Genomic DNA, 12,879 nt, shown 5'->3' with positions numbered 1-12,879 from the left:
CGCACTCAAATTCACTTCAAATTGGCAAAAACTTCAATCGCTCGCTTCCTTCCAGCCCCCACATCGCAAATCACTTGAGGATAGCCTTGAGTCGGCGGTGGATCGTGTATGGCTTTGTCGCTCAGCTCCTTTAGCTCAGGTATAAACTTGCGGATAAAATCTCCATTGGGATCAAAACGTTGCGACTGACTATAAGGATTAAATACACGGAAATAGGGTGCAGCATCAGTACCCGTGGAGGCAGTCCACTGCCAGCCCCCATTGTTGGAAGCAAAGTCTGCATCAATTAAGCGCTGCATAAAGTAGCGCTCACCCCAGCGCCAATCTATCAGCATATTTTTACTGAGAAATGAAGCTACTATCATACGCAATCGATTATGCATCCAGGCAGTCTCATTTAACTGTCGCATCGCTGCATCAACTATCGGAACTCCAGTCTCCCCCAAAGTCCAACGCTCAAACTGATCCTTATTGTAGGACCAGGGGATTTGGTCAGTTTCCTGCTTGAATGGCCTCCCTTTACTCAGACGGGGAAAGTCCACCAACAAATGGGTATAAAACTCCCGCCAGATTAATTCGCTAATCCAACAGGCCGCCCCATCATCTCCACCCAGCCAACGTCCCTCGTTCATATCCAACGCCATAGCTATACATTGGCGAATCGAAACAGCACCACTATTTAGGTAGGGGGATAAGTAGGAGGTACTATCGAGTGCAGGAAAGTCTCTCTCTGCCTGATACACAGATATTTTTCCACTGAACTTCTTGAGCCGTTTCAGTGCCGCCTTTTCTCCTGCTTGCCAACCTTTAATCAGGCCTGCATCGTCGATCTTATCTATCGAGTATGTCGACAGTTGCGCTGGAATCTTTTGGCTTAATTTCTGCCCTTCAGATAAAGAAAGCCACTTTGGCCAATGTGCTCCATTTTCCCGGGTAGAAATTTTCCGAGGCTTAGGCAAGGTTTTTACTTCACTATCGGCACACAATTGAATCAGTGCACGCTTGAAGGGGGTAAACACCTTGTAGGGTTCCCCTCCGCCGGTTCTTACTGCTCCCGGTGGAAGCAGGGTGCGATCACTGTAGAACTGAACCTGAACCCCCTCTTTTGTCAGTAAATCTTTTACTGCATTATCACGACGTAGCTCATTGAGTGGATATTCAGCATTCGCATAGAGAGCATTGATATTCAGGCGCTCAACTATTTGCTGAAGAACCCCTGAAACCTGAGCAAAAGTAGGAACTTCAATGAAGTACAGCGGTATATTGCGCTCCTCTAATCCATCTTGTAATTCACGCAAACAGGCGATACGAAAAGTCACCAATGGATTGCCTTCATCCTGGCTCTGCCAGGTATCCGGACAGGCAATAAATACAGCAGCCACCTCCTGACATTGCACACTGGCTTGGTAAAGTGCTGAATTATCATTGAGGCGTAAGTCACTGCGTAGCCATACCAGGCCACGCCGCAAAGTCACTGGGCGACTCATAGCTTTAAAGACTCCCGCAATTGTGTAACTGCACTCTCCGTATTTCCGGCAAGTACTTTTGTTAAAGGGAGTCGGTTCAGTTCAGTCAAAGCCAAACGCTGCACCTCAATAAAATCACCCGCAAGCCACAGAGGATCAGTCATCCCCTGAACAGCACTTGGTAGCTCACGCTCAAGAATATTTTTGGGCAGAGCCTTGTGGCTATAGCAAAGCACTCCCTGAGCACCCAGTTTTTTGACTGTACTTCCCAGCTCCAATAATCCCGCAGGATAAGCCAGGGTAACGACCTCTATTCCTGCGGCAAGGAGTACCGCAATAAACATCTGTATAAATGCCTGTTGGCCCTGAACGCCAATTTCCAGTAAAAGAACACGGGGCTTCGCCTGGGACTTGTCTTTGTCCAGGTTTTTCCTGGCAATACCATTAGCCAGAAGTAGTTGTTCATTTAACAGAGGCCAGAAAAATGTCTGCGCTCCATGGGCTTCAGGTAGGCGAAATCGCTCAAGCCGCACATGCAAAGGTTTCAACCAGTGCTCCAACAGCAAAGCTGCAGGGAATGAAGAAAACCACTGATCGAGACGGCGACGCAGCTGGGGTTCTGCAAAGTTTCTGAGAAGACTGGAGGTTTCATCCAGCATCGCCTGCCAATTGTTTTTTCCATCGCCTGCAGTCGCTGGCACCCCTAAATTGTCCTGCTCTCGCGCCAACAGGTCTCGCACTTGACCAATGGAAACGCCCCTGGCGAGGCATTGCAGGACCTTTTCAATCTGCTCGACTTCCTCTTCACTATAAAGTCGATGCCCTTTGCTGGTGCGCATGGGTTTTAGTAAACCATAGCGGCGCTCCCAGGCCCGTAAGGTCACGGGGTGCACCCCAGTCCTCCGAGCTATCTCACGAATCGGAAAATAGTTTTTTTCAACAACTTCAGGGTCGGACATGACGCTCATTATCGAAATTCACATAAACCTAATTCAGCCGGCTCGGCAGCGAGCAAGACCTGGCTGTGGATAAAGTGGTGTGGGCTTCTCGGCAAGTAATGACGGAGCATAGTAAGTACCGCCGAAATCGGTTTATGCCCCTGCCGGTACTCCTCGATAAGCTGGGCTAATTCAGCCCGCTCTTCCCGGCTTAAATAGCCCTTTAAATGCCCCTGGCTGTGCATCAGTGCATTGGTTCGATCCTTGCGCGATGCATGTTGGGAGAGAATATCCATAATCCGCCCACGAATTTCATAAGCGAACTCTTCGGGGGTCACCGCGCGAGAGTTGGAAACAAACTGACCCAAGGCACGGGTCAGAGGCTGGCTATGGGCTAGCAAGAGGTACTTATAAGCGGTGTAAAACTCAATAACTTTAGCGGGTCGAGGATCCGGCGATACATAGCGATGCCAGGCATCGTAAGCAAATACTCGGGTTAAAAAGTTCTCGCGAATATCGCTGGCATTCAGTCGCCCTACTTCCTCCATAGGGAGGTGGGGGAAATTCTCTCTCACACGCGCAGTAAATAGACCTGCCGAATGCGCCAGTACACCGCGACCATCTTCTTTGTAATGGGGGGTAGTACGCACACCGCAGCTGGGAGACTTTTGCATCAGGATAAAACCGCGCAACTGCTCGACCTCCGGACTTATCTCGTCTGCGTAAGCTTCAAGGTCCTCTGTCACATCGATATTGGTGTCATCGCGCCCAACTGCGCGCAGGCGGTCACTGACAATCAGGTGAATTGGCGGGCGGGGCACTCCCAAGCCTATTGCCACTTCCGGGCAGTAAGCTTGCAGATCAAAGCAATTACCCAGCAGCTGAGTGCAGACTTTACTGTGTTTATGGCTACCGTTATATCGAACTGGATCACCCACGGCACAGCGGCTGATACCAACGGGAATCTTATGCGGCAGGAATTGAATATTCATAGTCACAAGGTGAGCAGGTAATGGCCTACCTTTTTTATAGCCTGCCACTAAAACTTATACAAGCTTTGCCTTTGTATAAGTTTTTGAAAATCTCCTGCAAGGTAACCGTGGCTTGCGCAAATACAAACCAAAGCTACAATGCAAAGCCGCGTTCATTCCGAGTTTTAGCGCTGCGCGCACTATTATCGCCAGTCCCCGGTCTGCGATGCGGCTCATACCTCCCGGAAAGTACGGATTAGCTCATGATTCCAGCATTGCGCGAAGTCGACGAGGTTCAGGCGCTCTATTTGCAGTTCTTGCAGGAACTGAAGGACGCAGGTTTCCGTGGCGATACCACCCCCAGTTATGCCAGCCGCACGGTCCTGGCTACCGATAATTCGATATACCAAGTCCTCCCCCAGGCCGTTGCTTATCCCCGCGACAGTCGTGACTTGCAGCTGCTCGCCGAGCTGGCTGACAGGGAGGAGTTTCACTCGGTAGTGCTATCCCCCCGTGGCGGTGGTACCGGTACAAACGGCCAGTCCCTGACCGATGGACTGGTTGTGGATATCTCCCGCCATATGAACCAGATCCTCGAAATCAATGTTGAGAAGCGCTGGGTCCGGGTACAAGCCGGGGTGGTCAAAGACCAACTGAATGCAGCACTCAAACCCCACGGCCTATTTTTTGCTCCGGAGCTTTCCACCAGTAACCGAGCCACCATTGGCGGCATGATCAATACCGATGCCTCGGGCCAGGGTTCATGTGTCTACGGCAAAACCCGCGATCACGTGCTGGAATTACACACCGTATTATTGGGCGGTGAGATTTGGCACTCGGCCCCGATCGGCGATGAGGAGCTAGCACAAGTTAGTGTCGGGGATAAACGCTCTGCACAGGTTCACCAAGTCTGTGATTCTATCGCGCGTACAAAAGCAGAATTAATCACAGCAAAGTTTCCCAAGCTGAACCGCTGCCTCACCGGCTACGACCTGGCCCATATTCGCGACGATAAAGGCTTTAACCTCAATAGTGTTCTCTGTGGCTCAGAGGGAACCCTGGGTTTTATCGCCGAGGCAAAACTCAACCTGTTGCCAATTCCCAAATGTGTCGCTCTGGTCAATTTAAAGTACGACCATTTTCAAGAGGCGCTACGCGACGCCAAAGACCTGATGCTGGCCGGTCCCATGTCTATCGAGACAGTGGACAGCAAAGTGTTGCAGCTGGCGATGGAAGATATCGTCTGGCACAGCGTCAGTGAATTTTTCCCTGCGGATGATCGCCCGGTCAAGGGCATTAATTTAGTCGAGTACGCCGCCGATAGCGAAGAGGAATTGGAGCAGGCACTAGCCCAATTTACTGCTCATATTGATGAAGCTATTGGCCAAGCAGGTAAAAGTTTCGGTTATTCCATTGCCCGAGGCCACGCCGAGGTCAATCGAATCTGGGCCATGCGCAAACGGGCCGTCGGTTTACTGGGCAATGCCCAGGGAGAAAAACGCCCAATTCCCTTTGTCGAGGACACAGCAGTACCACCGGAAAACCTGGCGGATTTTATCGCTGAGTTCCGCGCAGTATTGGATGAGGCCAATCTCGACTACGGTATGTTTGGCCATGTCGATGCGGGCGTGCTGCACGTGCGTCCGGCAATTGATATGAAAGACCCCCAGCAAGCCGCACAAATTCGTCCGATCACCGATCAGGTAGTCGCCCTCACACAGAAATATAATGGCCTTTTGTGGGGGGAGCATGGGAAAGGTGTCAGGTCTGAATACGCACCGGAATTTTTTGGCGAGCTCTACCCTGAGCTGCAAAAAATCAAAGCCGCCTTCGATCCTCACAACCAACTTAATCCAGGGAAAATAGCTACCCCCAGTGATGACAGCCAGCTGCTGAAAATTGACGAGGTATCCACCCGAGGCGAGCGGGACCGGCAAATTCCCGCCCAGGTCTGGGAGGGCTATGAGGAAGGTGTGCACTGCAACGGCAATGGTGCTTGCTTTAACTGGAATCCCGACGATGCCATGTGCCCTTCCTACAAGGCCACTCGCAACCGTATTCACTCTCCCAAGGGGCGCGCCTCTTTAATGCGCGAATGGCTGCGATTGCTCAGTGAAAAAAATGTCGATGCGGTCTCCAGTGCCCAGCGCCTGCGGGAGCGCTCCTTTTTCGTCGGACTCCCCAAACGCATTATCAATTCCCTGGCAAAAACCCGTGGCGAGTACGATTTCAATCACGAAGTTAACGAGGCAATGCAAGGCTGCCTGGCCTGTAAATCCTGTGTAGGGCAGTGCCCGATAAAAGTGGATGTGCCGGAGTTTCGCAGCAAATTCCTCGAACTCTACTACAGCCGCTATTTGCGTCCACTAAAAGATTACGCCGTCGGTGGGCTGGAATTCCTGATGCCACACCTGGCCAAGCTACCTCAGTTATACAACTGGCCACTAAAACTCAAGCCAGTTTCCTTCCTGATGGAGCGCCTGTTCGGCATGGTGGACAGCCCACTATTATCGGAAAAAACCTTGAAAGCGACTATGGCGGAGCTGGGTGTGCCTGTCGCCAGTGCCGCCTGCCTGGAGTCCCTGGGCCCGGCACAGCGCAGTCGCGCAGTGGTGATAGTGCAGGATGCTTTTACCAGTTATTTTGATGCCCAAGTGGTTGCCGACATTGTGCGCTTACTAAAGCAGCTCGATTTTGTCCCCATGCTGGCGCCCTACCGCGCCAACGGCAAACCCCTACATGTGCACGGTTTCCTGCGCCAGTTCCAGAGAGTCGCTGAATTAAACAGCCAGATGCTTAACGACCTCGCCGCCAGCGGTATTCCCCTTGTGGGCATCGACCCCTCAATGACCCTGACTTATCGCTCCGAGTATAAAAAGCTGATGGGCGATGAGGCACCCAAGGTCCACTTGTTACAGGAATGGCTGGCTTCCCAGCGGGAGCACCTGGAACAACAGCGCCACCGCATAGCGCCCGCCAACTTCCAGCTTCTGCCCCATTGCAGTGAACAAACCAATGCCACCGCCTCGGTGAAAGACTGGCAAAATGTTTTCACTGCCCTGGGCCTGGAACTCGCTACCGAGAGCCTCGGCTGCTGCGGTATGGCCGGTACCTATGGCCACGAAGCAGATCACAAAGAGACCTCACGAGTCATTTTCCAGCAATCCTGGGCGCCCCGATTGAACAGTGGCGAAAACCAGTTGGCCACCGGCTATTCCTGTCGTTGCCAGGCCAGTCGCTTTGCAGGCGTATCCTTGCGCCATCCGCTACAGGGGCTACTGGCACAACTGGATAAATAGGCATTTACTGACGTAAGAGGCCCATATCTCCGGGTCTCTTACCGTCCACCCAAAGTAGCCTGCGGGAAGTGCCTATGCACAAACATCTCTCAAACCTGCTCATGCTGTTTTATGCACTGCTTGGCATCGCCGTATTGCTAGCAGCAATATCCATAAGCTCAAACTCCGGGAAACAACAATTAGAGCACCATCTATCCCAGGCCCAACACTCCCTGGCATTGGTTACTGAGGCTGAAACCTACGCCCGCACGGGCAACTACGCCGACGCACTGCCACTTTACGAAAAGGCCATCTCCTCGCTGTCCGACTATCCGGATCAACAGCAGGCCCTGCGCTACCGCTACGGTATTGTGCTCAATGCATTTAGCGCCCAAGCGCGACCTGACCTCTACCCCCTTGCCCGCGCACAGTTCGAATCGGTCCTCAATTACCTGGATGAGGGCGCGGTGCTACCGCAGTCCACCGCGAGAGTGCGGTCGGCCATGGCACACACTTACCATCAGCAAGCAGCAACGGAGAAGGAGCACACTCAGCGAGCTCATCTTTTACGCTCGGCTTACCTTCTATATAAGAGTGCAATCCAAGGCCTGCGCGAACAGGAGGAATGGCAGAACCTTGCCATCACCTATTTCAACCTGGGGCAAGTCTGTGAATGGCAGGGAAACCTGGAGGAAGCCATCATCTGGTTGGAAAAAACGGTGAAGCTGGACATGCAGCACAAGCTGCCGGACCTCCAGGAAGACAGTGACTACTTATCCGCATTGCGCAGCCAGGTGGAACCGATACTGGAAAACCCCGAAACCGCGCTGTAAGTACTGGGGATTCCCTGCACTTTTTAATGTGACGCACCGGTTTTTCCGCTAAAACCTGCTGTTTTTTGTCATATCAGCAATATATGGAGAATAAGTCACAAATAATTTATGAGGAATTTTTTACTGTTCCAGTCATGCTAAGTAATGCCCTCCACCACTCCTAGCACGACTCTTTAGAATGACATCGCTGTCACGCAATTTTTCTCTTTTGAAACCATTTACCAAGGAGCTGGGTTCTATCCGGCTATTTCCTTCTGTACAAAATATATACAGCGCAATTTTATTGTTCTTTATATCTGAAAATTAAGCCATTTTTTTATTTTCTGTAAATAACCCGCCAATTCATACGGCTTTTTCTCGCTTTGCAGGAAAAAGTTGATACCTCAGGAATCGCCGGTAATATAGCCAGCGCTGATTAAATATTGATCAACGATTTCCAAACAAACTTGGAAATTTCACAAGCAGCCCTTGGCTTGTGACCATTTATGACCTGGAGGTAATGGGACATGATGAAACAGACTCTGCGAAATACTGCCTTTTTTATTGCTGCCTTACTCGCTATCGGTGTAAGCGTTAATGCCTCAGCAGCACTTAAGAAAACCATGATTGTTGACGCAACTGCTTACAACTCTGTACCCGGACAAACTGACAGTGATCCCTGGGTAGCAGCTTGGAACAACCGCCTGCGCCCCGGTGACAAAATTATCGCCGTATCCCGTGACCTGGAAAAACACGGTCTGACTAACGGCGCCAAAGTTAAAATTGAAGGTCTGCCTGGCACCTATACCGTGCGCGACCGTATGAACAAGCGTTTTACTAACCGAATCGATGTTTGGATGGAGAAAGACATTAAGAAAGCCCGCGCCTGGGGCAAGAAAAAACTGAAGATTGTTTTTGAGCCCGTAAAGTAATTAGACCTAATTTCAACAGAGCTTGTGACCCCGCCCTCCAGCGGGGTTTTTTTATTGTTAAAAGAATTTATATCTAATCCACCAAAAAGCAATCAGGGTTCCATCTCCATTAAAAACCCTTCTAGCTCTATACAATTTGAATTTCCGATATAAAACAGGCTCGGCTGCTGGTTCTCGGTATAGCGATGTTTTAATCCATCCTCGCCAATTAATATTAAGTATTCTGATTTTACCCAGCGCTCACCCTCCCTGTATTCCGTTAGCCATAAAAGCGACGGCTGCCCCTCGTGACAGAGCCCATAAAACATGCGGGTTTTTTCCACCAGTTTCTTGGTCATGTAATCTAGATAGCGGCCGGGATAGGTATAGCGATCAGCCTCAATACCAATTTTCTCTGGGTTTATCCCCATATCGGCGCGGCCAACTCTCTGTATATAAATTGCCAGGTTCTCGTCGCAATCGAGACAATGGCGCCCGGCAACAATGGCATAGCCACTCAATTCGGAGATAAGTCGGGCTTCTTTCAGGTCAGTGGTGAGTAGCTGTCGATTGGAAAGGCGGATGCTCTCTGCGGATACCAGTGGACTTAATACAGTCACCAGCAGAATAAGGTAGCGCAGGTTCATGGGGAGGGTAACCGCAGGTTAGGTAGTACCGCCGGAGACCTGGATTCCACCATTGTCTCGCGGCGGCACTGTGATTGGGTGTGCTGTTACACAGTCGCGATTCCCTTCTCACATTAACCATAGCAGTTTGAACAAATGTCAGCCGACTTTTGCCACAACTCCCGCTGGGAATTGCCAGTCAGCCGATTCACTCTGAAGAGGACTTACCAGCTGCCGTCGGCCTCCTGAACTGGCCCAACAAAGGTAGCGATCCCCTCCTCTTTAAGAGCATCGAGCGCTTCATCCAGCGCTTCCCGCTCAGTCTCAAACGCATCTTCCCAAACGGTTGAGTTGTTGTGTTCATCGACGATTTCAAGCAGCCAGCCGCCCTCACCATCTTCATAAATATCGATCTGGACGGAAACCTCGCCCTCCCGATAGATCTGGCTCAACTCCGACTCTTTCGGTGCAAACTCTTCGCCCATGGGATTCGCCTCGCTGTGACCTTGAAATTTCGGCCAGAACTTTGACAACTTGCGGCCCGACGGTCAACTACAAATCCCTTTTCTTGCAGATGCGGACCGCCTGCTTACTGTACGACAAGCTCCTTTTTTTGCGATAAAATGCGCGGCGATTTTTTCTGCTCCGGATTTGCGATCCGGCCCGCAACTGAGGAAGTACCATGAACCAATTTGTTGTCTGTGCACTGTATAAGTTCGTTACCCTTGAGAACTTTGAAACGCTTCGCGCCCCACTGCTGGAGGTGATGCAAGAAAACAGTGTTCGCGGCACCCTGCTGTTGGCCCAAGAGGGCATCAATGGCACTGTAGCCGGCTCCCGCGAAGGTATCGACGCGGTATTAGCCCATTTGAAGTCAGACGAGCGCCTCGCCAACCTGGACTACAAAGAGTCCATCACCCAGGCAATGCCCTTCCTGCGCAGCAAAGTGAAGCTAAAGAAAGAAATTGTCACCATGGGTGTAGAGGGCATTGATCCACTGCGCACCGTCGGCACCTATGTCAAACCCAAAGACTGGAATGCCCTGATCAGCGACCCAGAGGTTGTTGTCGTGGACACCCGCAATGACTATGAATTCCAGGTTGGTACTTTCAAGAATTCCATCAACCCGGAAACTGAAACTTTCCGCGAGTTCCCGCAGTACGTAAAAGAGAATATGGACCCGGCCAAGCACAAGAAGGTCGCCATGTTCTGCACCGGCGGTATCCGTTGCGAGAAGTCCACAGCCTATATGAAAGAGCAGGGCTTTGAAGAGGTATATCACCTCCACGGCGGTATTTTGAAATACCTGGAAGAAGTCCCAGCAGAAGAATCCCTGTGGGAAGGCGAGTGCTTTGTTTTCGATGAGCGGGTGACAGTCAACCACAACCTGGAACGCGGCAAATACGATCAATGCAATGCATGCCGCATGCCCATCACTGAGGAAGACCAGCAATCTCCCCTGTTCGAGCAGGGTGTAAGCTGCCCGCACTGCCACGACAAGGTGCCGGAAGCCGACCGAGCCCGTTTCCGCGAGCGCGAAAAGCAAATTCAGCTGGCCAAACAGCGCGGTGAAGTACACATTGGCCAGGACGCCCGCGCGCAAACCGTCTCCCGCCGCGAGCAAAAGAGAGAGGAGCGCCGCCGCCAGGCTGAAGCCCAACAGGCGCGCAACCAGCAGGCCTAACCCCTCCCCTAGAGAGCAAGAGGCTGAGGTACGACCTTTATCTGGGCTAGCCAGGCCTCTGCCTCAGCCTCCACAACGAACTCCCTAGAACTGAGCCTACACAGGCAGGAGCCATGGCTGGGCAGCGGACAGGTCCAGCGCCCTCGCGGATGTAACACCGCGATAAATGCCCGTCGCAGTACAGGGTTCTCAGCAATAAAGTGAATAAATTTCTGGTGCTCCTCCAGTGTGGTTTTGCTGCGCGCATAACGCAGGTCGAGTAGTACACGTAGGGGTTTTCGGTGGCGATACTTTTCCACCAGTAGTGCAATGGCTTCTATTTTGTCCTTATACCCCACCGGACCAAAAAAAAGCACACGCGCTATTCCACCCGCCGGCCGATAGCTAATATGAAAATTCATTGATAACAGCACCCGTGCGCTTGTCTTTTTTATTTTTATCGACTACAGCTTCCGCAATGCCTCTTTTTATTGTCTTACCTGTATTGAAAACGCGAAATAAGGCAGACTTTTTTCTCGTACACTCCTGATATTTACTTCTATCTCAACGGCAATCCAACATCCGTATAAAGGGTTTGACGTTTGTCGGCGAAAATACTGCACCTGTAAACCCGTTTTAATACCCTCAGCCCCAACTACATTTAATAAGCGACAAAAAACCTGCAAATACTGCCACCTAAAAATCATAAGCGGTCTATATCGCAAAAAAATATCGGCTTTATGATTTTTAAAACAATAAGTAACTAGTACGATCAAAATACCCCTGTTTTTTACCAGGTAATTCTGTGAAATATTTTGAAACTTCTAATTTACCCAGGGCGCGACAGAAGTGGGCTATCGCTAAAAGGAAATCTGTACCATAAAACAAGGAACAAACTAGTACGGCTTACTTCAATGAGGGACACCGGGCTGCATCAATATAGAAATATTGGAGCCCGGTAAAAACAGAAAAACAAAGAAAATTATTTCTTTGTGATCAATATCGCGAATGGGTTCAACTTATTTCGATTTCCGGCATATCGCTGTCATCACTGCTGTTTAACCAGATCTGGGCAGCAGCCTTGCGGGCAATTTCGCAATAAAAACCAGCAATTTCACTATCTGGATCGGAAATAACACTGGGCTGTCCGCTATCCACATCGGCGCGGATTTTCTGTGCCAGCGGAAGCTCTCCCAGTAAATGGGTATCGTACTCCGCAGCGATTCGCTCACCGCCACCGGTACCGAAAATTGGCTCGCTGTGACCACACTTGGAACAAGTATGCAGCGCCATATTTTCCACAATACCCAACACAGGTACCGATACCTTGCGGAACATCTCCACGCCCTTAATGGCATCTTTTAGTGCCAGGTCTTGAGGGGTAGTTACAATTACCGCACCGGCCAAGGTAGTTTTCTGTGCCAGCGTCAATTGAATATCCCCAGTACCCGGGGGCATATCCACAACCAGGTAATCAAGCCCATCCCGACTTTCCCCCCACAGGGTTTGACTGAGAATCTGGTTGAGCGCGCCGCTGGCCATAGGCCCTCGCCATACCGCTGGGGTCTCCTCGGTCATCAGGTACCCCAGAGACATTGTCTCTATTCCATGGGCCTCTACCGGCACAAAGAATTTCTGTTCTTTCACATGCGGGCGCTGGTCTTCAGTTCCCAGCATGGTGGGCAGGCTCGGGCCGTAGATATCAGCATCCAACAAACCAACCCGGGCACCTTCCGCCGCCAGGGCCAGGGCCAGATTGACCGCAGTCGTGGACTTGCCAACCCCGCCTTTGCCCGACGCCACAGCAACAATATTTTTTACCTTCGCCAGAGTTTCCGGCGCCCCGGAAGTCGGCGTAGCGGGAATATCGCTGAACAGCTCAAACTGCAACTTAGAGCCTTTGAGGGGCCCGGCTTTCAACAGCGGCTGACAGCTTTCCTCTACTCTCTGGTGCCAGTCTGCCTCCTGGCTCGCACACGGATATCCCAGGGTAATCCCTGCGAAAACAGTTTCGTCCTCATACCCAACTTCAATTTCTGCGTCCAAATCATCCAGCGGCAAGCCACTGGCAGGATCATGCAACTGGCCGAGGCACTCCGCCAGTCGCTCCAGTTCAGCCTGAACTTCCTGTGACAGCTCGTCATGATCGTGATGATGATCGCTCACGGTATCTCCCTCTCAGCGCTTCTAGATTGGCTCGCATTGTGTCGGATG

11 protein-coding genes are annotated in these 12,879 nt (G+C 51.2%); 4 read left to right on the top strand and 7 right to left on the bottom strand.

The features are described from left to right. Positions 1 to 11: 11 nt before the first annotated feature. From ACJJI4_RS00505 to ACJJI4_RS00495, 3 genes are read right to left on the bottom strand one after another with little or no spacing between them, the layout of a single operon-like run. The gene (locus ACJJI4_RS00505) at positions 12 to 1,487 is read right to left on the bottom strand and encodes a cryptochrome/photolyase family protein (protein WP_444926685.1); all 1,476 of its coding nucleotides are present in this window, start codon (positions 1,485 to 1,487) and stop codon (positions 12 to 14) included. Further along, complete coding sequence (locus ACJJI4_RS00500; RefSeq protein WP_444928201.1) at positions 1,484 to 2,425, bottom strand: MerR family transcriptional regulator; 942 nt, start codon at positions 2,423 to 2,425, stop codon at positions 1,484 to 1,486. Before ACJJI4_RS00500 ends, ACJJI4_RS00505 begins: the two co-directional genes overlap by 4 nt. An 8-nt stretch (positions 2,426 to 2,433) precedes the next feature. After that, positions 2,434 to 3,396, bottom strand: coding sequence for a YbgA family protein (locus tag ACJJI4_RS00495; RefSeq protein WP_444926684.1), 963 nt, complete (start codon positions 3,394 to 3,396; stop codon positions 2,434 to 2,436). Between the two features lie 242 nt (positions 3,397 to 3,638). Here ACJJI4_RS00495 and ydiJ point away from each other — a divergent pair, with 242 nt between their 5' ends. The 3 genes from ydiJ to ACJJI4_RS00480 all read left to right on the top strand — a co-directional run bounded on the left by ydiJ (position 3,639) and on the right by ACJJI4_RS00480 (position 8,397). Beyond that, entirely contained in the window at positions 3,639 to 6,674 is a 3,036-nt protein-coding gene (gene ydiJ, locus ACJJI4_RS00490) for a D-2-hydroxyglutarate dehydrogenase YdiJ (RefSeq protein WP_444926683.1), read from the top strand. A 74-nt stretch (positions 6,675 to 6,748) separates the two neighbouring features. After that, the gene (locus ACJJI4_RS00485; RefSeq protein ID WP_444926682.1) at positions 6,749 to 7,486 is read left to right on the top strand and encodes a tetratricopeptide repeat protein; all 738 of its coding nucleotides are present in this window, start codon (positions 6,749 to 6,751) and stop codon (positions 7,484 to 7,486) included. 506 nt (positions 7,487 to 7,992) lie between these two features. Then, on the top strand, positions 7,993 to 8,397 hold the full coding sequence (locus ACJJI4_RS00480; RefSeq protein WP_238152122.1) for a 3D domain-containing protein: 405 nt from the start codon (positions 7,993 to 7,995) through the stop codon (positions 8,395 to 8,397). Positions 8,398 to 8,489: 92 nt separating this feature from the next. Here the strand turns inward: ACJJI4_RS00480 and ACJJI4_RS00475 are convergent, their stop codons facing one another. Both ACJJI4_RS00475 and ACJJI4_RS00470 read right to left on the bottom strand, forming a co-directional pair. Beyond that, complete coding sequence (locus tag ACJJI4_RS00475; RefSeq protein WP_282934257.1) at positions 8,490 to 9,023, bottom strand: hypothetical protein; 534 nt, start codon at positions 9,021 to 9,023, stop codon at positions 8,490 to 8,492. 203 nt (positions 9,024 to 9,226) lie between these two features. After that, on the bottom strand, positions 9,227 to 9,487 hold the full coding sequence (locus ACJJI4_RS00470; RefSeq protein WP_108731798.1) for a hypothetical protein: 261 nt from the start codon (positions 9,485 to 9,487) through the stop codon (positions 9,227 to 9,229). A 197-nt stretch (positions 9,488 to 9,684) separates the two neighbouring features. On the opposite strand from ACJJI4_RS00470, the gene trhO reads away from it, so the two are divergent. After that, on the top strand, positions 9,685 to 10,686 hold the full coding sequence (trhO, locus tag ACJJI4_RS00465; protein WP_444892795.1) for an oxygen-dependent tRNA uridine(34) hydroxylase TrhO: 1,002 nt from the start codon (positions 9,685 to 9,687) through the stop codon (positions 10,684 to 10,686). An 8-nt stretch (positions 10,687 to 10,694) separates the two neighbouring features. Here trhO and ACJJI4_RS00460 read toward each other — a convergent pair whose 3' ends face one another. Both ACJJI4_RS00460 and apbC read right to left on the bottom strand, forming a co-directional pair. Next, entirely contained in the window at positions 10,695 to 11,087 is a 393-nt protein-coding gene (locus tag ACJJI4_RS00460; protein WP_282934259.1) for a hypothetical protein, read from the bottom strand. 592 nt (positions 11,088 to 11,679) lie between these two features. Next, positions 11,680 to 12,831: an iron-sulfur cluster carrier protein ApbC gene (gene apbC / locus ACJJI4_RS00455; protein WP_413664391.1), complete on the bottom strand. Its 1,152-nt coding sequence runs from the start codon at positions 12,829 to 12,831 to the stop codon at positions 11,680 to 11,682. Positions 12,832 to 12,879: the final 48 nt, after the last annotated feature.

Source organism: Microbulbifer maximicatervae (SeqCode) (genome assembly GCF_052467305.1).
Note: the sequence above shows the minus strand (reverse complement) of the source record. Positions and strands in the feature narration are given on the sequence as shown.

Bases quoted from the DNA above. Each gene is read 5' to 3' on its own strand.
- ACJJI4_RS00505 (WP_444926685.1), bottom strand. From the start codon at position 1,487: ATGAGTCGCCCAGTGACTTTGCGGCGTGGCCTGGTATGGCTACGCAGT.
- ACJJI4_RS00500 (WP_444928201.1), bottom strand. From the start codon at position 2,425: ATGTCCGACCCTGAAGTTGTTGAAAAAAACTATTTTCCGATTCGTGAG.
- ACJJI4_RS00495 (WP_444926684.1), bottom strand. From the start codon at position 3,396: ATGAATATTCAATTCCTGCCGCATAAGATTCCCGTTGGTATCAGCCGC.
- ydiJ (WP_444926683.1), top strand. From the start codon at position 3,639: ATGATTCCAGCATTGCGCGAAGTCGACGAGGTTCAGGCGCTCTATTTG.
- ACJJI4_RS00485 (WP_444926682.1), top strand. From the start codon at position 6,749: ATGCACAAACATCTCTCAAACCTGCTCATGCTGTTTTATGCACTGCTT.
- ACJJI4_RS00480 (WP_238152122.1), top strand. From the start codon at position 7,993: ATGATGAAACAGACTCTGCGAAATACTGCCTTTTTTATTGCTGCCTTA.
- ACJJI4_RS00475 (WP_282934257.1), bottom strand. From the start codon at position 9,023: ATGAACCTGCGCTACCTTATTCTGCTGGTGACTGTATTAAGTCCACTG.
- ACJJI4_RS00470 (WP_108731798.1), bottom strand. From the start codon at position 9,487: ATGGGCGAAGAGTTTGCACCGAAAGAGTCGGAGTTGAGCCAGATCTAT.
- trhO (WP_444892795.1), top strand. From the start codon at position 9,685: ATGAACCAATTTGTTGTCTGTGCACTGTATAAGTTCGTTACCCTTGAG.
- ACJJI4_RS00460 (WP_282934259.1), bottom strand. From the start codon at position 11,087: ATGAATTTTCATATTAGCTATCGGCCGGCGGGTGGAATAGCGCGTGTG.